The 20,962-nt window shown below is 42.6% G+C and carries 20 protein-coding genes; 13 read left to right on the plus strand and 7 right to left on the minus strand.

The genetic code is table 11. The features are described from left to right. The first annotated feature begins 62 nt into the window (after positions 1–62). The 4 genes from CUU64_RS10520 (at position 63) to CUU64_RS10535 (ending at position 4,334) form a co-directional block, all read left to right on the plus strand. Positions 63–563: an Lrp/AsnC family transcriptional regulator gene (locus CUU64_RS10520; RefSeq protein ID WP_101633581.1), complete on the plus strand. Its 501-nt coding sequence runs from the start codon at positions 63–65 to the stop codon at positions 561–563. Then, positions 560–1,732 (plus strand): aminotransferase, encoded by a 1,173-nt coding sequence (locus CUU64_RS10525; protein WP_101633582.1) that lies wholly within the window; start codon positions 560–562, stop codon positions 1,730–1,732. Before CUU64_RS10520 ends, CUU64_RS10525 begins: the two co-directional genes overlap by 4 nt. Before the next feature lie 655 nt (positions 1,733–2,387). Continuing rightward, a complete protein-coding gene (yugI, locus tag CUU64_RS10530) occupies positions 2,388–2,792 on the plus strand; it encodes a S1 domain-containing post-transcriptional regulator GSP13 (protein WP_101633583.1) in 405 nt (134 codons plus the stop codon). 342 nt (positions 2,793–3,134) lie between these two features. Further along, complete coding sequence (locus tag CUU64_RS10535; RefSeq protein WP_101633584.1) at positions 3,135–4,334, plus strand: ornithine--oxo-acid transaminase; 1,200 nt, start codon at positions 3,135–3,137, stop codon at positions 4,332–4,334. Positions 4,335–4,385: 51 nt separating this feature from the next. Here the strand turns inward: CUU64_RS10535 and CUU64_RS10540 are convergent, their stop codons facing one another. Next, the gene (locus CUU64_RS10540; protein WP_101633585.1) at positions 4,386–4,619 is read right to left on the minus strand and encodes a DUF378 domain-containing protein; all 234 of its coding nucleotides are present in this window, start codon (positions 4,617–4,619) and stop codon (positions 4,386–4,388) included. Between the two features lie 149 nt (positions 4,620–4,768). On the opposite strand from CUU64_RS10540, the gene CUU64_RS10545 reads away from it, so the two are divergent. The 3 genes from CUU64_RS10545 (at position 4,769) to CUU64_RS10555 (ending at position 8,140) form a co-directional block, all read left to right on the plus strand. Continuing rightward, positions 4,769–5,932, plus strand: a complete 1,164-nt coding sequence (locus CUU64_RS10545; protein WP_101633586.1) for an iron-containing alcohol dehydrogenase — start codon at positions 4,769–4,771, stop codon at positions 5,930–5,932. 257 nt (positions 5,933–6,189) lie between these two features. Continuing rightward, a complete protein-coding gene (locus tag CUU64_RS10550; RefSeq protein ID WP_101633587.1) occupies positions 6,190–7,542 on the plus strand; it encodes a glucose-6-phosphate isomerase in 1,353 nt (450 codons plus the stop codon). Positions 7,543–7,729: 187 nt separating this feature from the next. Continuing rightward, positions 7,730–8,140 (plus strand): YugN-like family protein, encoded by a 411-nt coding sequence (locus tag CUU64_RS10555; protein ID WP_101633588.1) that lies wholly within the window; start codon positions 7,730–7,732, stop codon positions 8,138–8,140. On the opposite strand, the gene CUU64_RS10560 is transcribed toward CUU64_RS10555, so the two are convergent. Both CUU64_RS10560 and CUU64_RS10565 read right to left on the minus strand, forming a co-directional pair. After that, positions 8,131–9,138 carry a potassium channel family protein gene (locus tag CUU64_RS10560; protein WP_180954548.1) on the minus strand — a complete coding sequence of 336 codons (1,008 nt, stop codon included), beginning with the start codon at positions 9,136–9,138 and terminating at the stop codon, positions 8,131–8,133. The two genes, CUU64_RS10555 and CUU64_RS10560, sit on opposite strands and share 10 nt — an antisense overlap. Positions 9,139–9,259: 121 nt before the next feature. Next, entirely contained in the window at positions 9,260–10,546 is a 1,287-nt protein-coding gene (locus CUU64_RS10565) for a glycoside hydrolase family 18 protein (protein ID WP_101633590.1), read from the minus strand. A 100-nt stretch (positions 10,547–10,646) separates the two neighbouring features. Here CUU64_RS10565 and CUU64_RS22565 point away from each other — a divergent pair, with 100 nt between their 5' ends. Next, a complete protein-coding gene (locus CUU64_RS22565) occupies positions 10,647–10,778 on the plus strand; it encodes a hypothetical protein (RefSeq protein ID WP_257985482.1) in 132 nt (43 codons plus the stop codon). Between the two features lies 1 nt (position 10,779). On the opposite strand, the gene CUU64_RS10570 is transcribed toward CUU64_RS22565, so the two are convergent. After that, positions 10,780–11,487, minus strand: a complete 708-nt coding sequence (locus tag CUU64_RS10570; RefSeq protein ID WP_180954549.1) for a DUF421 domain-containing protein — start codon at positions 11,485–11,487, stop codon at positions 10,780–10,782. 207 nt (positions 11,488–11,694) lie between these two features. Between CUU64_RS10570 and CUU64_RS10575 the strand changes: the two genes are divergently transcribed. The 3 genes from CUU64_RS10575 (at position 11,695) to CUU64_RS10585 (ending at position 15,861) form a co-directional block, all read left to right on the plus strand. Continuing rightward, positions 11,695–12,525 carry an undecaprenyl-diphosphate phosphatase gene (locus CUU64_RS10575; protein WP_101633592.1) on the plus strand — a complete coding sequence of 277 codons (831 nt, stop codon included), beginning with the start codon at positions 11,695–11,697 and terminating at the stop codon, positions 12,523–12,525. A gap of 274 nt (positions 12,526–12,799) precedes the next feature. Next, a complete protein-coding gene (gene bcaP / locus CUU64_RS10580; protein WP_101633593.1) occupies positions 12,800–14,182 on the plus strand; it encodes a branched-chain amino acid transporter BcaP in 1,383 nt (460 codons plus the stop codon). A 425-nt stretch (positions 14,183–14,607) separates the two neighbouring features. Then, complete coding sequence (locus tag CUU64_RS10585) at positions 14,608–15,861, plus strand: methyl-accepting chemotaxis protein (protein ID WP_257985483.1); 1,254 nt, start codon at positions 14,608–14,610, stop codon at positions 15,859–15,861. Between the two features lie 67 nt (positions 15,862–15,928). Here the strand turns inward: CUU64_RS10585 and CUU64_RS22570 are convergent, their stop codons facing one another. From CUU64_RS22570 to CUU64_RS10595, 3 genes are all read right to left on the minus strand, one after another. Then, on the minus strand, positions 15,929–16,060 hold the full coding sequence (locus CUU64_RS22570) for a hypothetical protein (protein ID WP_257985484.1): 132 nt from the start codon (positions 16,058–16,060) through the stop codon (positions 15,929–15,931). 32 nt (positions 16,061–16,092) lie between these two features. Then, the gene (locus CUU64_RS10590) at positions 16,093–16,311 is read right to left on the minus strand and encodes a DUF3006 domain-containing protein (protein WP_101633594.1); all 219 of its coding nucleotides are present in this window, start codon (positions 16,309–16,311) and stop codon (positions 16,093–16,095) included. Positions 16,312–16,409: 98 nt separating this feature from the next. Next, the gene (locus CUU64_RS10595; RefSeq protein WP_101633595.1) at positions 16,410–16,976 is read right to left on the minus strand and encodes a GNAT family N-acetyltransferase; all 567 of its coding nucleotides are present in this window, start codon (positions 16,974–16,976) and stop codon (positions 16,410–16,412) included. 165 nt (positions 16,977–17,141) lie between these two features. Between CUU64_RS10595 and CUU64_RS10600 the strand changes: the two genes are divergently transcribed. Both CUU64_RS10600 and CUU64_RS10605 read left to right on the plus strand, forming a co-directional pair. Then, positions 17,142–18,371 (plus strand): ATP-grasp domain-containing protein, encoded by a 1,230-nt coding sequence (locus CUU64_RS10600; protein ID WP_101633596.1) that lies wholly within the window; start codon positions 17,142–17,144, stop codon positions 18,369–18,371. Between the two features lie 14 nt (positions 18,372–18,385). Then, positions 18,386–20,353: a hypothetical protein gene (locus tag CUU64_RS10605; RefSeq protein WP_101633597.1), complete on the plus strand. Its 1,968-nt coding sequence runs from the start codon at positions 18,386–18,388 to the stop codon at positions 20,351–20,353. The last annotated feature ends 609 nt before the right edge of the window (positions 20,354–20,962 follow it).

The raw sequence follows: 20,962 nt of genomic DNA on the forward strand, positions 1-20,962 counted from the left end.
TAAACGCACGTAAGATTTTTTAATGGCAATAATTTGCGCGGGGAAACTAGGAGGGTTTACATATGCAGTTAACTGAACAAGAATTGGAAATTCTTAGAATTATAGAAACGAACAGCCGGATTGAGCTAGACGATCTGGCGAAAATGACCGATCAGACTACTGAAGATATCGAAACAGGATTGAAGAAGCTGGAAGATATGAGAGTGATTGTCCGTTATGCTACGATCATTAACTGGGCAAAGGTGGACAACTATGAAGGGGTCACAGCCATGATCGACGTAAAGGTGACACCGAAACGGGGAGTAGGCTTTGATGAAGTCGCACGAAGAATTTACAGGTTCCAAGAGGTGGAATCGGTTTATCTGATGTCCGGAGTATACGATTTATCCGTTGTAGTCAGAGGACGCTCGATGAACGATATAGCCAGGTTTGTCTCCGAAAAGCTGTCTACATTGGACTCAGTCATTTCAACCACTACCCACTTTATTTTGAAAAAATACAAGCATGATAGAACCATTTTTGAGCAAGTTGAAGAAGATAAGCGGATAGTGGTGTCACCATGATCAAAACCAGTTATATTTCAAAAACGGTAGCTAGCCTTAAACCTTCTGGGATTCGCCGTTTTTTCGATCTTGCGGCCAATATGGAAGGAGTCGTTTCTCTCGGAGTTGGAGAACCGGATTTTGTGACATCGTGGTCCGTAAGGGAAGCTGCCATTGCATCTTTGGAGGAAGGCCGAACTTCTTATACAGCAAACGCAGGCATTATCGAGCTAAGAAGAGAAATATCCCGTTATATGGAGAAGGAGTTCCAGGTTTCCTATAACCCTGACAATCAAATAATTGTGACGGTTGGCGCGAGCCAGGCAATCGATATTGCACTAAGGGCGATCCTTAATCCCGGCGAAGAGGTTTTGGTCGTAGAGCCATGCTTTGTGTCCTATGCTCCTCTCGTCACAATGGCTGGCGGGGTGCCGGTAACGGTCCAGACCGATAAAAATCATGATTTCAAGTTAAGGCCTGAGGAGCTTGAAGCAGCAATCACCCCGAAAACGAAGGCAATCATGATTTGCTCACCAAACAATCCGACCGGGACACAGCTTGGCAGGGAAGATTTAATGAAGCTTTCAGAAATTATCAAAAAGCACGACCTGCTCGTGATTGCCGATGAAATATATGCCGAGCTAGCTTATGATGAGGCATTTACTTCCATAGCCACGATTAGCGGAATGATGGAAAGAACCATCTTGATCAACGGTTTTTCAAAAGGCTTTGCGATGACCGGTTGGCGGCTAGGTTTTGTTTGTGCACCGCGGGAAATCTCGGAGGCGATGCTGAAAATACATCAATACGCGATGATGTGCGCTTCAACCATGGCGCAATACGCTGCATTGGAAGCATTGACAAACGGCATGGAAGATGTAGAGGAAATGAGAAGAAGCTATAGGCGCAGAAGGAATTTCATTGTAAAGTCATTCAATGAAATAGGATTGGAATGCCATAATCCTGGTGGTGCTTTTTATGCTTTTCCTTCTATAGCGAATACTGGATTGAGTTCTCAGGAATTTGCTGAGAAATTACTGCTTAGTGAACGGGTTGCCGTTGTCCCAGGAGATGTATTCGGAGAAAGCGGAGAAGGCCATATTCGCTGTTCGTACGCTTCATCTATGGAGCAGCTCCAGGAAGCTATTACAAGGATTGGCAGGTTTCTTGAAGAGATTCGTTCCTCTTAGTAGTTCCTTAAACAATAAAAAAACAGGATCTTTTAAGGCAGTGCATTTGCTTCGCTAGCTGCCTTAAAGGAATCCTGTCCAAAAAAGGGGGAATACTCGAAAAAAACAATCAAAGATGGATTACGATTGTTTTTCAGGCACCAGAATCCTGGTTACCCGGAAAGTCTTATTCCTGTTATAGCCATCTAATCATCTTCTTATACATAAGGACGAAATAAAAATATACTTGAGTACGGCATCTTACAGAAACGAATGCTGAAGTAAGATCCATGCGCAAAAATATAAACGTAAATTCCTATCATTAGCAGGTTGAATCCCAGTTTAGAGAAGGTTAATTAGGAGGGGGTTTATGTTTAGTTGAAACAATCCACAATGATTTTTATTTCGCATATAAAATGACAACTTAACCTATCCATCCTATATCGAATAAAAGGTCTAGATATGTTTGAAAGATTGGAAAAGAGGAAACAAAACCTACAAGGCTTGATTCCTCTTTTTCTTTTGTGGATGTAACACAAACGGAAGTGGTATGATAGAAAAGTGCAGACTACGGAAGCAGTAAAGGAAAATGATTTTTGATAATTGGGCTGAACTATGATATAATTATTTATTGCGTGAAAAAGAGGAAAAATAATATTTAATTAGGAGTGTTACAATGTCTGAAAAATTTGAAGTCGGCAGTGTCGTTACTGGTAAAGTGACAGGCATCCAGCCGTACGGCGCGTTCGTTGCCCTGGATGAATCCACACAAGGTTTGGTGCATATTTCTGAAATTACCCACGGATATGTTAAAGATGTCAATGAACATTTAAAGGTTGGGGACGAAGTAAACGTAAAAGTTCTTTCTGTAGATGAAGCAGCAGGGAAAATCGGTTTGTCCATTCGTGCTACACAAGACGCTCCTGAGCGTACGGAAGCACCTGCTAAAAAGGCTCCTAAAAAGCGCCAAGCCGCTGTAAAAGCGACAATGAACGATAGTAATGAAGGGTTTAACACACTGAAAGACAAGCTACAAGAGTGGATTGACCAATCCCAGCGAGAAGACTTAATTAAAAAATAATAAGTAGAAAGCCGGCTAAAATGGTTTTGCCGCGAAACTCGACTTTTGTTTTTCGCCCCTGACCGTATCAGCCGGTTTTTTTATTGACTCGTTCTCTGAACCCCTCCCGCAATTTAGAAGTGCTCTACTTAAAATCGTTTAACTTTAACACAGTATCCACAAAATGATAGACCCATATCAACAAATCCACAAAAAAAGCAAATTCACCAAATTCAACTATACATATATTACATTAAATACTCATTATTATAACGGGCAGGACATTCGATAAGAGTATATTAAATTCCCGTTTTACCCTGTAAAATAGATGGTGAAGGGTAGAACGTAGCAGGAGGAAATTCTATGACAGCCAACTCCAAATCCGAACAACTAATTGAGCAGTCTCAACGCTATGGAGCTAATAATTATCATCCCTTGCCGATTGTGATATCCGAGGCTGAGGGAGTTTGGGTAAAAGATCCAGAAGGCAATAAATATATGGACATGTTAAGTGCATATTCTGCCGTGAATCAAGGGCACAGGCACCCGAAGATTATCCAGGCTTTAAAGGACCAGGCGGACCGGGTTACCCTGACATCCAGGGCCTTTCATAACGATCAGCTTGGTCCATGGTATGAAATAATCTGCAAATTAGCAGGCAAAGAAATGGCCTTGCCTATGAATACTGGTGCAGAGGCTGTAGAAACAGCAATTAAAACAGCACGCCGCTGGGCATATGATGTAAAGGGAGTTCCAGATAATCAAGCTGAAATTATCGCCTGTACTGGTAATTTCCATGGGAGGACAATGGCGGCCGTTTCGCTTTCTTCTGACGAGGAATACAAGCGTGGCTTCGGTCCGATGCTTCCGGGGGTTAAACTCATTCCATATGGCGACTTGGAAGCCCTAAAAGCAGCTGTATCTCCAAACACCGCCGCTTTCTTGATTGAGCCAATTCAGGGAGAAGCGGGTATCCTAATACCGGAGGAAGGTTTTTTAAAAGCGGCCTACCAGCATTGTAAGGAAAACAATGTACTATTTATTGCTGATGAGATTCAGGCAGGGCTTGGCCGTTCTGGAAAAATGTTTGCCTGTGACTGGGAAGGCGTAAAACCTGATATGTACATCCTTGGAAAAGCGCTTGGCGGGGGAGTGTTTCCAATTTCTTGTGTAGTGGCTGATAAAGCGATTCTTGGTATCTTTAACCCTGGCTCGCATGGTTCCACGTTTGGCGGAAATCCTATGGCCTGCGCGGTATCAATTGCTTCCCTTGATGTGCTTGTAGAGGAAAAGCTGGCAGACCGTTCCCGCGAACTTGGAGAATATTTTATTGGTAAACTGAAGGAAATCCAAAATCCAGCTATCAAAGAAGTACGTGGCCGCGGTCTATTTATCGGGATTGAATTAACGGAACCTGCACGCAAATATTGTGAGGCACTAAAGGCAGAAGGGTTATTGTGCAAAGAAACCCATGATACAGTGATCCGCTTTGCCCCACCGTTAGTTATTACAAAAGAGGAAATCGATTGGGCCTTGGACAGGATTCAAAAAGTGTTAGCGTAAAGTGAAAGTCCAAAAAACCAGCCGGGTTACGTTTTTCCGGCTGGTTTTTTATTAACGGGTTGGCTTTGCCTGAGGCTGATTTGCTTTTTCTTCGTTCGGTACGAACAACAGGGCCAGGTTTATTAAGCCTGCGATCCCCACAAGGCCGTAAATGATGCGGGAAAGCGCGGAATCCTGCCCGCCAAAGATGGCAGCGACTAAATCGAATTGGAAAAAACCGACAAGACCCCAGTTTATGGCTCCGATAATAGTAAGTACTAGCGCTGTTCTTTGAATGCCACTCACGTTCATTACCTCCTTTATAAATGGTACATATATTAGGTTGCATTTGAGGCACAATTAATATACAGAACAAGAACCTTAAATTACGCAATCACATTTTTTGAAAAGTTTCACCATGTTAGGTCATAATGTAAAAAAAGGAGGTATTTAAGATGCAAAATTTTACATATAAAAATCCAACCAAATTAATTTTTGGCAAAGGGCAAGTCGAACAATTGAAATCGGAAATCCCGCACTTCGGAAAAAAGGTGCTTCTCGTATATGGAGGGGGCAGCATAAAAAAGAGCGGACTTTATGATCAAGTCATTGCACAGCTTAAGGAAATCGATGCAGAGATCCATGAACTGCCTGGCGTTGAACCGAACCCAAGGATTTCAACCGTTCGAAAGGGAGTAGGAATTTGTAAAACAGAAAATATTGAGTTTATCTTGGCTGTAGGCGGAGGTAGCGTCATCGATTGTACAAAGGCAATTGCAGCAGGAGCTAAATATGATGGAGACCCATGGGATATTGTTATCAAAAAAGCTGCTGTTCAGGCAGCGCTACCGTTTGGGACTGTTCTTACGCTTGCAGCCACAGGTTCCGAAATGAACTCCGGTTCTGTTATCACCAACTGGGAAACGAAGGAAAAATATGGGTGGGGAAGTCCATTGGTATTCCCGCAATTCTCTATTCTGGATCCTGTGAACACCTTTACTGTTCCAAGAAACCAGACCATATATGGTATCGTGGATATGATGACACACGTTTTTGAGCAATACTTCCATCCACGGACACATGCACCATTGCAGGATCGTTTCTGCGAATCTTTGTTGGTTACCGTTATGGAGGAGGCGCCGAAGCTTCTCGAAGACCTAGAGAATTACGATCTTCGAGAAACGATTCTTTATTCAGGAACAATCGCTTTAAACGGATACTTGCAAATGGGTTATCGCGGCGATTGGGCTACGCATAATATTGAACATGCTGTTTCCGCCGTTTATGACATTCCACATGCCGGCGGGCTTGCCATCTTATTCCCGAACTGGATGAAGCATGTGTTAAAAGAAGATACGGCACGATTTAAGCAATTGGCGGTGCGTGTTTTCAATGTTGATCCGGAAGGGAAAACGGATGAGGAAACTGCACTGGAAGGAGCTGAAAAGCTCCGCAAATTCTGGAGCAGTCTAGGTGCTCCTGCAACTCTTGCTGATTATGAAATCGACGATTCCCAAATTGAAACAATCGCCGATAAGGCAATGGTGAACGGTGAATTCGGAAACTTTAAAAAGCTAAATCGCGAAGATGTACTGGCAATATTGCGTGCATCACTATAATAGAAATGGAAACAGACTTGCTGGAATCGGCGAGTCTGTTTTGTTAAGAAATAATTTGTTTGGCTGAACCCTTTTTGGACAAATTAAAGATTAAATTGGACAGAGCGAGAAATGGGGCAAAAATAGATTTTTTATAAAAAAAATGGTATTTTTCTTGCTCTATCACTTGGTTACGCTTACATCAGAGGGAATCCTTGATTATCTGTCTGCCTTTCGTTAAAGTGAAAGGGTATTCTTTAGAAGAAGGAGGAACTTACATGACACATGTACGTTTCGATTATTCAAAAGCATTGTCTTTTTTCGGTGAACATGAAATTACATATTTGCAGGATGCTGTCAAAGCAGCACATCATTCCTTACATGAAAAGACAGGTGCAGGCAACGACTACTTAGGGTGGATTGACCTGCCTGTTGATTATGATAAAGAAGAATTTTCGCGGATTAAGAAAGCCACAGCAAAAATCCAGAGCGATTCTGATATCTTGCTAGTGATTGGCATTGGTGGGTCGTATTTAGGCGCACGGGCTGCGATCGAAATGCTGCAACACAGTTTTTATAACGTGTTGCCAAAAGAAAAAAGAAACTCGCCGCAAGTACTTTTTGCAGGGAATAATATCAGTTCTACCTATATGAGGGACTTAATGGATTTATTGGAGGGAAAGGACTTTTCCATCAACGTGATATCCAAGTCGGGAACTACGACAGAGCCTGCTCTTGCTTTCCGTGTCTTCCGTAAGCTTCTAGAAGAAAAATATGGAGTGGAAGAAGCACGAAAACGAATTTATGCAACAACTGATAAGGCAAGGGGAGCACTTAAGACACTTGCCACTGAAGAAGGCTATGAAACCTTCGTGATTCCTGATGATGTCGGAGGACGCTACTCTGTATTGACAGCTGTAGGTTTGTTACCGATCGCTGTAAGCGGCGCTGATATTGATAAAATGATGGAAGGTGCAGCAGCGGCTAGGGAGGACTTCAGCAAATCCGAGTTATCCGAAAACCAAGCTTATCAATATGCCGCTGTAAGGAATGTACTCTACAATAAAGGAAAAACAGTAGAAATGCTTATCAATTATGAGCCAGGTCTCCAATATTTTGCCGAATGGTGGAAGCAGCTTTTCGGCGAAAGTGAAGGTAAAGACCAAAAAGGTATTTATCCTTCTTCCGCAAACTTTTCAACCGACCTGCATTCACTGGGCCAGTATGTACAGGAAGGACGCCGTTTTCTTTTTGAAACGGTCATTAAAGTTGAAAATGCCCGCCACGAATTGACCATTGAAGAAGAAAACAATGATTTGGACGGATTGAATTACCTTGCTGGACAAACTGTTGACTTTGTCAATAATAAAGCCTTTGAAGGAACGTTGCTTGCCCACACCGATGGCGAGGTACCTAACCTTATTGTGAGCATTCCTGCCATGGATGCCTACACGTTTGGTTATCTAGTGTACTTCTTTGAAAAAGCATGCGCAATGAGCGGCTACCTGCTCGGAGTGAATCCATTTGATCAGCCAGGTGTAGAAGCGTATAAGGTAAATATGTTTGCGCTTCTAGGCAAGCCTGGATTTGAAGAAAAGAAAGCTGAACTTGAAAAACGTCTCGATAAATAGAAAGTATAAAACAACATGTAAGCCTTGCTGAATAATTTTTTCAGCAAGGCTTTTTCTATTTCGGGGTCAGACCCCCGTCGCAGTAACGCGTTAATTTGTAATGGTAATTCATCCACACTGCCTGCACGTCAGAATGATATAGTCCTTAAACGGAAAAGCTAACAAATAGAAAAAGGGGGTAATTATAATGATCGAGCTCACTTCCCGGCTCGAAGGAAAAACCTTCATGCTGTTTGAACTTGAAGAAAATATGAAACCATTGGGATATGCCATTGCTGGGAATTGGGACTACGACCATGGCTATTTTGATTATAAAATAGATGACTATGATGGATATCAATTCCTCCGGATCCCTTTCCGCGCTGTACGGGGTCAATTGGATTCCCACGGGGCTGCTGTGCAATTACAGAGGCCGTTCTTGCTTTCACACCAATACCAGGATGGAACGGATGATGAGGGGAACATTGACAATCTTTCGGCATCATTCAATCAGTTTCAGGAACCGAAGAATCGAGATGCAGAGTTCCCTGAAAACTATATCGGTCTTGGAAAAGCCCTCATCCATGAGTTGGAGAAAAAACTACTTAATCAATCTTGATTGACGATGAATACCCTATCACCCATTTGTAGTGCCATTTTCCAGGAAGGTTTTATGATTCTTTTGCCTTCTCTTTCAATCCCAACGGCAATCATGTCAGCTTCCAGCATAATGCCGTGAAGTTCGGAAAAGGTTAGACCCTGCCATTCCTGTCTTAGTTGTATAGATTTCAGTGTGACTGTTCCAATATTTTTCCGGAGCTGCCCGTCCATTTGAAATTCTGGCACAAATCTATGCAGCAGACTTTGTACCATTAGCTCGCTTGCGAACCTGTTCGTTTCAATAATCCCGTCAGCCCCAGCCCGGAATGCATTTTCTATTTGTTCTTTTGTGAGGATTTCTACAAGGGAAAATATATCCGGCCTACAGCCTTTTACTGCAAGCAGGGTGATAATTGAAAACATATCAGCTTCCGCCTCATCCTGCCTTAAGTCAGCGGTTATCAGTACCTTGTCAGCACTTTTTATGTTTGCCCTTTGCAGAACAAGGTCGGTAATGGCCTTCCCTCTAATAAAATGTACATTTTCTTTCGGGATCGGATGTGTTTCTAGAGAATCATCAATTAATACAATGGCAGTATACGGCTGGAGGATGCCGAGCTCCCTTATGATTTCTTTTGAACGCTCATTCCAGCCGACGATGATGATCTGCCCAGTTCTGTTGTAATCCATTTTACCTTCCATGTAGCTTTGTTCTGACGACACAGATACTGCTGCCAAAGCAGCAAAATATGAAGTGAGCAGTCCCGCCCCAGTTAGAATTAAAATAATGGCAATGACCTTTCCAGCTACAGTGGTAGGAGCAAGGTCCCCATACCCTACAGTCGATATCGTGACCACCGCCCACCAAATTCCATCGAACAAGTTATGGAACGTATCGGGTTCGGCTAAATGTATAACCATCCCAAATGAAAACAAAAAGAAAAATATGATTACTAGCAATCTCGTGATCCTTGGAAAGTTTGGAAAACCGCGGCTGATATTTTTTATCCTAAGCATCTTAATCTCTCCTATCCATATCATTATGGACAAGGAAGAAAAAACATAGCCGTAGGATGAAGGGTTAATTCCGTTTATAGGTAAAAGAAAAGCAGGCGCCGCTTTGGGAGCCTGCCAGACACTATCCCCTTTTTCTTACATTGAAATTTTCCCTAATGAGAAGCCAGTTTTGCGGGAAGGACAGGCCAAGCTTCCAATAGCTGATTCCACGCAGTCGCAGCTCCTTAATTAAATCAAATTTCGCCTGTATCGAACGCGCATCTTCAAACCAAACCTCATGCCTTCTGCCCTGCCCGTCTGTATAGTTAAAATGAGGTGCCTGAGCGTTAGCGTCGTAGCGAATGGGTACATTATAACGGGCGGCAATTTGTATTGCCTGCTGAGGACTGACAGCCCTGGCCACGGATCCTTGGACGAAAGGCAATGTCCAATCATACCCGTACAGATTTTGCCCCATCATGATTTTTGAAGAAGGCATCTCTGTTATGGCATACTCCAATACCCTTCGAACAGGCCCTATAGGCGATACTGCCTGGGCCGGCCCGCCGCTGTAACCCCACTCATAGGTCATGATGACGACAAAATCAGCTATTTCTCCATGTGCCCTGTAATCGTGGGCTTCATACCATCGCCCCGGCTGGTCGGCCCTTGTTTTTGGGGCTAGAGCCGTAGACAAAAGCCAGCCTTGCTCCCTGAATCTTGCCCTTGCTCGGCGTAAAAATTGATTATAAGCCTCCCTGTCCTCCGGGCGTAAATATTCAAAATCAAAATGGATATCCCTAAATCCGTATCTGCGGGCAGTTCTAACAATGTTATCAAGGAATCTGCTCTGTATATCCTCATTCGTGAGGATGATCCTTCCCAACTCATCGCTGAACTGGTCCTCTTCCTGGTTGGTAATCACCATCATGAGAACCACATTATTTTGCCTCGCGATTGCAGGGAAATCGTTAAGTAGAGGCTCCCTTAATGATCCGTCCCGGCGTGCCTGAAAACTGAATGGAGCAAGGTACGTAAGGTATGGTGCAGCCTGTCTTGCGCTTCTGACAAGATTGGGACTTACTGTTGTTCCCCTTGGTTCCACGTATGCATTGACCTCAGCATCGGTTTTTGGACGCGGTGGAATATAAAGCCGGAAGCCAACTGACAAGGGTTGTTCTGGTGAAATACTGTTGATCCGTGCAAGCTCCTGGTAGGAGACACCCACCCGTTGTGAGATTGAAAAAAGCGTGTCACCGGGCTGCACAAAATAATAGCGTCCTGTTATCGGGATCACCATCGCCTGGCCAACAACAAGATCGTTTGGATTAGGCAGCTCATTGACCCTTGTGATCTCCTCAGCGTTCACATCATATAACTGTGCGATGCTTGCTAGTGTCTCGTTTTGCCTAACGACATGAATTTGCAAAAGCTTTCCCTCCTTAACGGGTATTGCATGCATAACGGATAAAGATAAACGCTACAACAATTTTATGTTTAAGAAAGGAGATACATGATAAAAAAGGAGGGTGAGGAGGGGTCCGCTTGTTATAGTGGAACTGGAATCCCATAAATTCCGGTATGTCATTTTTGATATTGACCAGCCTGTTTCAACTGCCGCAGAAATCAGGAGACGAGTTCGGGATGCAGAGGAACTTTGAATTAAGCATCATGCAATCCAGCTTGGGAATCGTTGTAAAGGTCAAGATATAACTGGCCATTAGTTCCGACAACCGCATAGCAAACGTCAGATAGCTCCAAACTCCGTTTATTTAACTCTGCCATTAACCATTGTTTGTTATATTCTTTATGGCGGGTATTTTCCTCAAGTATTTCTCTCTCAATAACGAGTTCTACTGGGAACATTTTTTCCGAGGACGTGTCAATTTGTAAATCGCTCTTTGTTACATTGCGAAATTTAGGTTTCTTCAATACGGATAAAACCCCATTAGTCTCAAGGATGGCATAATCCACTTCATGAATGTCAAACATATCTTTTTCCCTTAGAGCCTGATTTAACATGTCCAAGGTATACCCAATTTTTCTCATTTTTTCTTCCTGTATCGCACCATTTTCAATTAATACTTCAGGCTCGCCTGCAATCCATTTCCTGTATAGCCGATGTTTCATCAGAATTGCATTTAGAAAGAAAACCGTCAAGCTAATTATTAGTAAAGACACAATAAAATAATGAAATTTGATCCTAATGTTAAAAGCTAGGTTTCCGGCAATTGTGCCGACTGTAATGGAGGCGATGTATAAGTGGTAACTTCGATGGGCAATAGTTTGTTTCCCGAGAATCTGTACGAATATCCATAGCGATAGGAAAGCTGTAATTGTTCTGATGATAATTTCAGTAGTGCCTGACATCATTCCTTCTCCTTAGCACAGGGATTTTTATTATTATAGATATAGAAGTATGATGGTGCATATTTTGAAAAATATTCCCTTTCCTTCAAGCAAACTTTCTGAAGAGTGATATTGCGAAATAAAAGCCAAGTATAACATTTATTAGACAATTGCCGTTATGGAGGTTACAATCGAATCTGTGAATAAAGGATTAAATGAGGTGGCATTATTAATATCTGGGAAATCTTTGTTGCAATTGTTCTTGGACTAGTAGAAGGGCTCACGGAATTTGCCCCCGTATCATCGACTGGACACATGATTATTGTCGATGATTTATTATTTAAATCAAATCAAATATTTGGTGATGAAGTGGCTAACGCCTTTAAGGTTGTAATCCAGCTTGGATCAATATTAGCTGTTGTGATTGTTTTCTGGGGCCGTTTCATGGATTTGCTTGGCATAAGGAAAATCCGGACTGAATCAGGTGAAACCGGACAGAAATTAAATCTTTTGCAAATCCTCATAGGCCTGTTGCCGGCAGGAGTACTGGGTGTTTTATTCGAGGATTATATCGATGAGTACCTGTTCTCGACACGAACAGTTGCGGTAGGCTTATTGCTTGGCGCTTTTTTAATGCTAGCAGCTGATAAGTTCCAGCCGAAAGTGCTCAAAGCGGAAACAGTAGATCAGATTACTTATAAACAGGCTTTAGGAGTAGGCTTGATTCAGTGTCTGGCGCTCTGGCCGGGCTTCTCCCGATCAGGTTCGACGATCTCCGGAGGCGTTTTGCTTGGGATGAGCCATCGTGCGGCTTCCGATTTTACATTCATTATGGCGGTCCCTATCATGGCAGGGGCCAGCTTAATTAAAGTAGTGAAATATTGGGACTATTTCTCCCTTGACGTTCTTCCATTCTTTATTGCCGGATTTATCAGTGCCTTCATATTTGCACTAATCTTCGTTCGTTTTTTCTTAAAGCTAATCAATAAAATCAAATTAAAACCATTCGCTTATTACCGAATCGGGCTTGCATTGATTTTGATTTTGCTCGCATGGTAAAGTGAAATGAACAGATGACTCCCGAATCTTGAAGAAAGAGTAGGGAGTCTTTTTATTTGCAAATTATTTCGGAAGCATTATACAAAATTTATACTTTATAGGGGAATGCTAGTGTTTACGAGGGATATTATCTATTTAGCCAATATAATAAAACGTTCAGAAAAATATATGGATAGGAAAAAAGACTTGACTAAAATAAAATTCGACAATATACTACAAATTATGATTTTTTCGAAAACTCGCTTCACTGATTAGACAACTTGGAGGTTTTAACATAATGGATATATTTCGTAAAAAATCCGTTGAGGCGCTAGTGGCGAACAGCCAGGGAAAAGAACTTAGCCGATCGCTAAACCTGCTCGATCTCATTTTTCTTGGAGTCGGCTGTGTCATCGGTACAGGAATCTTCGTGATTACTGGTGTAGTAGCCGCAGAAAGCGCCGGTCCAGCCCTAACGATTTCTTTTATAATTGCCGGAATTGCTTGTGCGCTGGCAGCATTTTGTTATGCTGAGTTCTCGTCGGCAGTACCTGTAGCAGGAAGTGTATATACGTACTCATATGCTACGCTCGGAGAAATTTTTGCGTTTTTGATAGGCTGGGATTTAATGCTTGAGTATGTGTTGGCCATATCGGCCGTTGCTACGGGGTGGTCTTCTTACTTTAGATCATTGATTTCCGGTTTCGGCTTTCATGTGCCAAATATTATTTCATCTGCACCGGGTACCGGCAAAGGTGGAATGGTAGACCTTCCTGCGATGGTTATTATCCTTCTAATAACCGCACTAGTAAGCCGTGGGGTTAAGGAAAGCACACGCTTTAATAACGTAATGGTGTTTCTGAAACTTGGTATTATTATCCTTTTCATCGTGGCTGGAATGGGTTATGTAAAACCTGAAAACTGGACACCGTTTGCTCCATTTGGCTTCAGCGGTATTGTCACTGCTGCTGCTACAGTGTTTTTTGCTTACATTGGTTTTGATGTTATTGCCACTGCCTCAGAAGAAGTGAAAAACCCAAAACGGAATATGCCGATAGGGATTATTACTTCACTTGCCCTTTGTACCGGATTATACATCCTGGTTGCTCTTGTACTGACTGGCATGGTTCCTTATCAGCAATTAAATGTCGGAGATCCGGTGGCGTTTGCGCTAAGGTTAGTCGGACAAGACTCAATTGCGGGGATTATTTCTGTTGGAGCGGTAGCCGGAATTACAACGGTCCTTCTGGCCTTGATTTATGCGCAGGTTCGTTTGACTTACTCTATGAGCCGTGACGGTCTTTTGCCTAAGAAAATGGCAAATGTACACAAGAAGTACAAAACGCCGTTTTTCAATACATGGCTAACAGGGTTCGTGGCAGCTGCAATCGCAGGCTTCGTGGACTTAACGACCTTGGCCCATCTGGTGAATATGGGAACGCTGGCTGCCTTTACATTAATATCACTTGCCATTATTGTGCTGCGTAAGAAACACCCAGAATTAAAAGCAGCATTCCGGGTTCCCTTTGTACCGGTCCTGCCAATTATTTCAGCACTCCTGTGCATCTACTTAACGTTAAGCCTTCCAGGAATCACTTGGATTTCGTTCATCATCTGGCTGTCGATTGGCTTCATCGTTTACATGGTCTATTCACGGAAACACAGTAATCTAAATTAATTATTTATGGAAAGGGAGGCTCTTAGGGATGTATGTCCTTAGAGCCTCCCTTTTTGTGCCTTTTAAGACAACACCGTAATACTGACTTGTCTTATCACATTCCGACATTAAGACAACCTTGAATATTTAGAGCCGCGAAACGCCACCAGTGTAATTCCATTTATTTTAATCGCAGTCAGCATCCTAGGATTTCTTGTTTACTGGCATGTGGCCAGGAATGCAAAGGTGAATATACTCAATGAAAAATTATTGGTTGTTAACACCCATAAAGCGGCTGTATCAGGAGTGATTTTTTACTAAATTTACAAAAAAGTATAAATATTACCATGGTTATGCCGATGTTTTATATAAAGGTATTTTTTTCATTTAGAATGTGATAATTATAGAAATCTTATTAGATGCTGTAGGGAAAAGGAGAATGTGGAGTGAGTCTGGGACAGTATATTATTAGAACCAGTATTGTAGTCATACCTTTTACTGCACTAATTGGCTTGTTTGTTAACCTTATGAATGATTTACATGGGATACAGTTTTGGATCAACATAGCCTTCACTGTTTTTTTTGGCTTTCTTGTGGGGGTGCTTTCTTCCTTTTTAAATCATAAACGGTTCATAAAACCTATCGGGAAAATCAATGAATTTTTAGAAAAAGTAGCAGAAGGGGATATGAAGGCCAGGTTGGATGAAGGCCACCTAGGAGAGTTAAAATCTATTGCGGGAAGTATAAATCATACTATTGATTCATGGGGACATGTACTTGCAAATGTCCAAAAGGCATCCAACGAAATCACTCATTATTCAGCCCAGCTTACTCAGGGGGCGGACCAAACGACAAAGGCTACTGAACATATTTCTAATACAATCGAAGAAGTGGCAGAGGGAGCTGAGAGCCAGGTACAGGGTGTCAGCCAGACTTCCGAGGTGATTTACCAGATGTCAGCAAGCCTTTCACAAGTGGCCTCCAGCGCTGTGGCTGTCACCGAGGGTGTAAACGAAACTCTCTCAAAGGCTAACTCAGGTACGGACTCCATCCGGATGGCCGGTGAACAAATGCAGTCCATCCATTCCAATGTGAATCAGCTCTCAAGGGTTGTAAAAGGCCTGGGAGAACGCTCGAACGAGATTGGCAACATTGTTGATGTGATTACAGGAATTGCCGCACAGACGAATTTATTGGCATTAAATGCCGCAATTGAAGCAGCGCGCGCGGGTGAGCAGGGAAAAGGCTTCGCGGTGGTGGCCAATGAAGTACGAAAGCTTGCGGAGCAATCAGGGAATGCTACCCAGCAAATCAGTGAAATCATTACTCAAATACAGCAAGAAACGAAGCAGGTTGTTGAAACCATGGAAGCAGTAAACCATGAGGTAACGGAAGGGATTGGAGTAATGGGTACCGCAGGCGATTCATTCACACAAATTCAGCTTTCCGTCAATTCGGTATCAAATCAGATTGATCAAGTAACTGCAGCCATTAGGGAAGTGAATTCCGGAACAACACTGGCTGTAAGTACGATGGAACATATATCGAATGTGGCAGCTGAATCTGCGGCCGCGACACAAAGTGTGTTGGCGGCCACCGAACAACAGGTCGCTTCCATGCAGGAGTTTAACGCATTTTCTAGCTCACTAACGAAGCTTGCACGAGAAATGGAATCATTAGTCCATACTTTTAAAATTTAAGATAGAAAGGTAGATTTACACTTCTGCAGAAAAAAGATGCGGTCTGGCACCGCATCTTTTTATATTATCATTTCTCTTCAGTGAGTGTTTCATTTTCTCCTAGGATCTTGTTGATCTTTTGGCTGTTATTATGTGAGTTAATAATTTGCACTAAATCTGTCATATTTTCAGCCTCATAATCTTTCTTATCTTTATCCATGCTAATCCTCCTTTGCAGTAGAATTTAACACTTTAAAGGACGTCATCCATAATCTCTTCCATTTCGATCTTGAGTTTTTCTGTTTCATCTTCTACCACGGTAATCATTGTCCCCTCAATTTCAACAACATCCCCTGGCTTTGCCTCTGAAGGAAATAGATTAATAGGAAAGCCCTCAGTCTCGCCTCCTATAGTTACCAATCCATATTCCCCTTCAAAACGGTCGATGATTCCTTTTGATATGTCCGCCATAGTATCTGCTCCTATACTAGTTTTTTAGAGTCGGTAACTATGGTATTCCTTTTTTATCTGCAACCTAAACTAATCGCCCGAGACTGTTATATGGAAATTCATTTGGCTGCACGATAACTGCCATTTTCATAGCACAAGACTTCTGAGACCTCTTGAACCGGTTTTCCATAGAAATCGGCAGCACGGTAAGTATGGACCTGCTCATAAATTTCCTTCATTTTTTCAAACACCCACGCTTCATTTTTTCTGTTGGGTGCCCAATAAAAGATGTCCATTTCATTAAGCTCGTTTGTCACCGCATGCAGTCTCTGATAAACGATGGATGATGCTTTCTTAAAACTATTTTTTTCGTAAAATATAACCCTTTTCTTTGTATCCGGATCATTCGGAGTAATGGGTTCCACCTCAAGAATGATCGGTTTGCCCTTTTTCTTCAGACGGTTGATCAGCATGCTGCCCATTCCGTTGCCGCGGTGTTTACCGCTTACAAGAACGTAATCTATAAAGATGTAATCTTCTTTTTCTAAATACACAAGAATATACTCAGGTCCTTCCTCCCTTTTGTATAGTTCGGCCTTTTCCATAAATAATGCTTGCATATGGTGTTTTGATTTCATTTCTCTTGCAGGAAAATATGCTGTAAGTTTGTTATACCATTCCGTCATCGAAACGCCCTCTCCTTAGTGGGATTTAACATTCCGTTATCTTACATACCAACGTAAAAGATAAAATAAACCAACTTTTTTGAAGAAAATGTTTGAAAAATGCTAGATTTGGAAATAAATATTTCGTTAATAGTCTTTTAATATATCAGAAGGCAGGGAAATGGTATGGAGAACAATGAAGCCATGCAACAAAAAGTAACCGCATTGCTTGGATGGAGCTTACAGGCCATTGAGGCAATTGATAAACTGGACAGACCCTATGTGGTCGTGGGACCTCCTGAGTTTAAAGATTTTGCGGACAAGAATGGCATACAATTTGTGGCCTGGCAATTTGAACGGCTAAATGAACGATCTGATGAGCTATATGAAAAACTGGCGGATTTACATGTGAAGCTCGCGGTTCCAATTTATGAGGAAACAGTAGAGTGGGCCGGGGCCATTAATGCGAAAATCAACAATGATCCGCGCATTTTTAACCGTTCCTTGCTTCTGCGTGATAAAGGATTGATGAAGAGGAAAGCCCAAATGGCGGGAATGAAGGTCGGTGTGTTTGAAGAGGCATACTCAAAGGAAGATGTTTACCGCTTCCTGAAAAGGGTGAACGAGGCTCTTATAAAGATCGATGGCGACCCAAATGATCCGATTCATGTGAAACCTTTAAATAAAGCAGGTACGGTAGGCCACCGCTTGATCAAAGATCCACAGGATATTGATCTTATGAGTGAACAGGAATTTCCGTGTCTAATGGAAAGCCATCTTGACGGACAGGAATTTTCTTGTGAGGCATTTATCCATAACGGCCAGGTTCGTTTTCTGAATATTACAGAGTATGTGAAGCTTGGCCACTCCAATTTTGTTCCAGCTTCGCCATCTCTTGAGGAATGGAGGCCGCAGATTAAACAAGAAATTAAAAAGCTAGTGGATGCATTTGAAGTAAAATACGGTGTAATCCATCCGGAATTCTTCATTTCACCTGACGGCACCCTTAATTTCGGCGAAGTGGCAGCCCGAGTGCCCGGCGGACACATTTTTGAGCTAATTGAAAGGGCTTATGGGTTTAGTGCTTTTCAGGCACAGATTATTTGCAGTGACCCGGATACAACTGAGGAGGAGCTGGAAGCCTTTTTCCCAAAAGAAGTAGTATCGGCAAAAGGATTTGCAGGAAGCCTGATGGTCTATCCGCGAGTAAAATTAATTGAAAAATTGGACATGCCTGAAGAATTGAAAAATAATGAGTATTTTGAAAAGCATGATATGTTCATACCGTCCACTTCCAAGGTTGCCGAAAGGGTTGGATTCGGGAATCACTACGGGACCATTTTCTTTTTCGGTGAAGACAGCGAGCGGATGAGAAGTCTTATGAACCAGTATGAAAAATTTGATTTTTATTTATAGCAGGCGGTGAAAAGATGGGCACTGAAACAGGGACAGTAAGAGATAAGTTCGAGAACGCACTAAATATTTTGAGTGAGGCTAAGCCCTTCGCAAAAAGCATGTACCAGACGGATGTCTTTCAGCTTGGGATAGAATTGGCGAATAGCAATGAAGGAATGCAGGCTATATATGAAAATGCGTCTGAGTTTGATAAGGCTGGAGTTTTTCTGGGAGGCCCATGGGAAGATGCCTCCAAGCTACAGCCGCCTTTAGTGGGCGGTTCGCTAAGACTAAAAGGTGTGAACTCAATCATTGAGCTTTTTAGCGAAATGAGGATGCTTGCGATCGCAAAAGGAGACTATGAGCACGATAAGGTTAGTAAGGAGGAAGCAAAATCATTTTTGAATGAAGTGCTTGCTTTAAACCTGGATCTTTTGTTCCCGCCTGAAACAGAGGCTGCAAGAGTTGAATCTGGAGAACACATCGAACGGGCAGAAAGGTTATTTCGATTCTTGGGCGATGAGCTATCCTTTAACGCAATTGCCGGAAAAATTGTCAATGAAATCGAGCGGCTGACTGTTCAAAGGCCGATCAAGGTGGAACGGATCACTAAAATGATCCAAATGGCGAAGCAAATGGTACATGCAGATATTGATGAAAAGGCAAAAGAATCATTAATCAGCTTTGAAAAAGCGATTGAGACACCAACACCGGTAAGTGAACGATACAGTGACTTACGCCAGTACCAAAGCCATTTAAAAGAGCTGGACGATACAGAGCTATTGGAGGAAGCATCCGCTTTTGTCGAATCTGTCCAAGCTACAGGGCTGGTGTCGCCACATCACGCTACCTTCATCCGATATTTGAACAGGGCAAACCAAGACATTCTTCCAGTCGCCCTTGATTTATCTGAAACAGGGACAGCAAGCTTTAATGCGAACAAAGAGCTCATACATGATATGATTCAGCTGGCGATTCATCCGCAGACATGCCAAGCCATTTACGGCCTGGGAAGAATGCTCGACAGAGGAGTATTGACGCAGGAGCCAATCCTGCCTGCAATCAGGCGTTTGTTCGAGCTGGATATTCATCCAAGTGTGAAGAGGATCTTGCTAAAGCCTGAATATAAAAGAAGCGGTATTACTGCTAACGGTGTCCTGCTTGCAGGAACCATCAGTGTATTAGGCCAGCCTCTCGGAGTCGGCCAGGGGCTGAACCCGACCTGCCAATCGGCAAGGGCCATCAGCCTTTGGGCCCAGCACGGGATCGGACAGCTATTGGAATACATTGCCCGCGCAGCACGTGATCATGATATTGATATGACCTTTGAAGGGGAGCTCATCCATTCAAGCGAACTGGAAGGCGGGGTTGCAGGCGGCGAAATCCATCAGGAGCTTGATCCGGTTTCTATCGTCTTAGTGCCACATTTGGACAAAATTTATAATGAAATGATGAAAAGAACACTGTTAAGGGGCGAAGACGGCCATAAATGGGTAAATCCTGAGTTCTACGGCGAATGGATTCAGCGCGGCTTTATTAACGTTATTGACCAGTTGACGGGTTATGTTACAGATTATCCAGCCTTTGTCCGCCTTTTCTATGCCACCCATCACCCGGAGTATAACGAAGGCTATGAACTGATATATCCAAATCCGGTTGGCATTTTCATTACGAATGTCCATGGGAAGCTTCTCGGGCTTCATGCGGTTTCAATTCAACGGATCGCTGAGGACCAAACTGGCGAATACCGTGTATATTTTTATAACCCGAACAATGACAGCGGGCAAAATTGGGGCCAGGGCATCGAGCCAACTGTTGCCGGAAATAGCGAACTCGTAGGAGAGTCTTCCCTTCCTTTCCACGAATTTGTGTCCCGCATGTACGCATTCCACTATAATCCGTACGAACAGGGTGATACGTATATGGTGGATGATGAATATGTGGACAAGGTAGAAAAAATCGCCCGAGAGAGCTGGGGAGAAGCATATACGTGGGCGGAATAAGTCACAGGGGTAATTCGCTGAAATATTGTGAGATTCGCTGATAAATCGTGGACTTGGCTGATATATCTTGAATTTGGCTGATAGGTTGTCCGATTGGCAGGCAAATGCCTGGCTTGATTGAAATGCTTGGAGGATTCCATTCATCATGCTAACGGACAGTAAATGAAATGATATCACTCTGACTGAGCAATTGCTGAATAAAAACAAAAAAAGGATATATACAGTACGGATCAGGGATAGATGATCTAATGTGGATAAATAACTTGCTTAACGATCTAGGACATTTTCACCTGAAACAGAATTGGCTAAAAACAGTTGATTTTACCATCTCCTAAAGTTGAAGTGCTATAAGGGTAGGGTAACCACCTTATTCTCCTATACTTCATCATTAGGAGATCTTTTTGTTTTAAACCAGCTATGGGTTGAATACTTGGGTATTTTACAAAGCTTGGAGGGCTTGACTTGTTAAAGGGGAAATTTGGCTGACATTTAGAATTTGGCGCCATATCTGGAATTTCACTGATATATGAGGTTTTCGCTGAAAAACCGGGGGTTTCTTTGAAGTAATTGACCAGACAGTCTTTATAAAACTCGTGTTAACTATTCTAA

It is taken from the genome of Bacillus sp. V5-8f, from assembly GCF_002863565.1.
Taxonomy (GTDB): domain Bacteria; phylum Bacillota; class Bacilli; order Bacillales; family DSM-1321; genus Peribacillus.

Bases quoted from the DNA above. Each gene is read 5' to 3' on its own strand.
- CUU64_RS10545 (WP_101633586.1), top strand. From the start codon at position 4,769: ATGCAAAATTTTACATATAAAAATCCAACCAAATTAATTTTTGGCAAA.
- CUU64_RS10595 (WP_101633595.1), bottom strand. From the start codon at position 16,976: ATGACGGAATGGTATAACAAACTTACAGCATATTTTCCTGCAAGAGAA.
- CUU64_RS10560 (WP_180954548.1), bottom strand. From the start codon at position 9,138: ATGCTTAGGATAAAAAATATCAGCCGCGGTTTTCCAAACTTTCCAAGG.
- CUU64_RS10590 (WP_101633594.1), bottom strand. From the start codon at position 16,311: ATGGCGGACATATCAAAAGGAATCATCGACCGTTTTGAAGGGGAATAT.
- yugI (WP_101633583.1), top strand. From the start codon at position 2,388: ATGTCTGAAAAATTTGAAGTCGGCAGTGTCGTTACTGGTAAAGTGACA.
- CUU64_RS10555 (WP_101633588.1), top strand. From the start codon at position 7,730: ATGATCGAGCTCACTTCCCGGCTCGAAGGAAAAACCTTCATGCTGTTT.
- CUU64_RS10605 (WP_101633597.1), top strand. From the start codon at position 18,386: ATGGGCACTGAAACAGGGACAGTAAGAGATAAGTTCGAGAACGCACTA.
- CUU64_RS10520 (WP_101633581.1), top strand. From the start codon at position 63: ATGCAGTTAACTGAACAAGAATTGGAAATTCTTAGAATTATAGAAACG.
- CUU64_RS10525 (WP_101633582.1), top strand. From the start codon at position 560: ATGATCAAAACCAGTTATATTTCAAAAACGGTAGCTAGCCTTAAACCT.
- CUU64_RS10550 (WP_101633587.1), top strand. From the start codon at position 6,190: ATGACACATGTACGTTTCGATTATTCAAAAGCATTGTCTTTTTTCGGT.
- CUU64_RS10570 (WP_180954549.1), bottom strand. From the start codon at position 11,487: ATGTCAGGCACTACTGAAATTATCATCAGAACAATTACAGCTTTCCTA.
- CUU64_RS22570 (WP_257985484.1), bottom strand. From the start codon at position 16,060: ATGGATAAAGATAAGAAAGATTATGAGGCTGAAAATATGACAGATTTA.
- CUU64_RS10600 (WP_101633596.1), top strand. From the start codon at position 17,142: ATGGAGAACAATGAAGCCATGCAACAAAAAGTAACCGCATTGCTTGGA.
- CUU64_RS10535 (WP_101633584.1), top strand. From the start codon at position 3,135: ATGACAGCCAACTCCAAATCCGAACAACTAATTGAGCAGTCTCAACGC.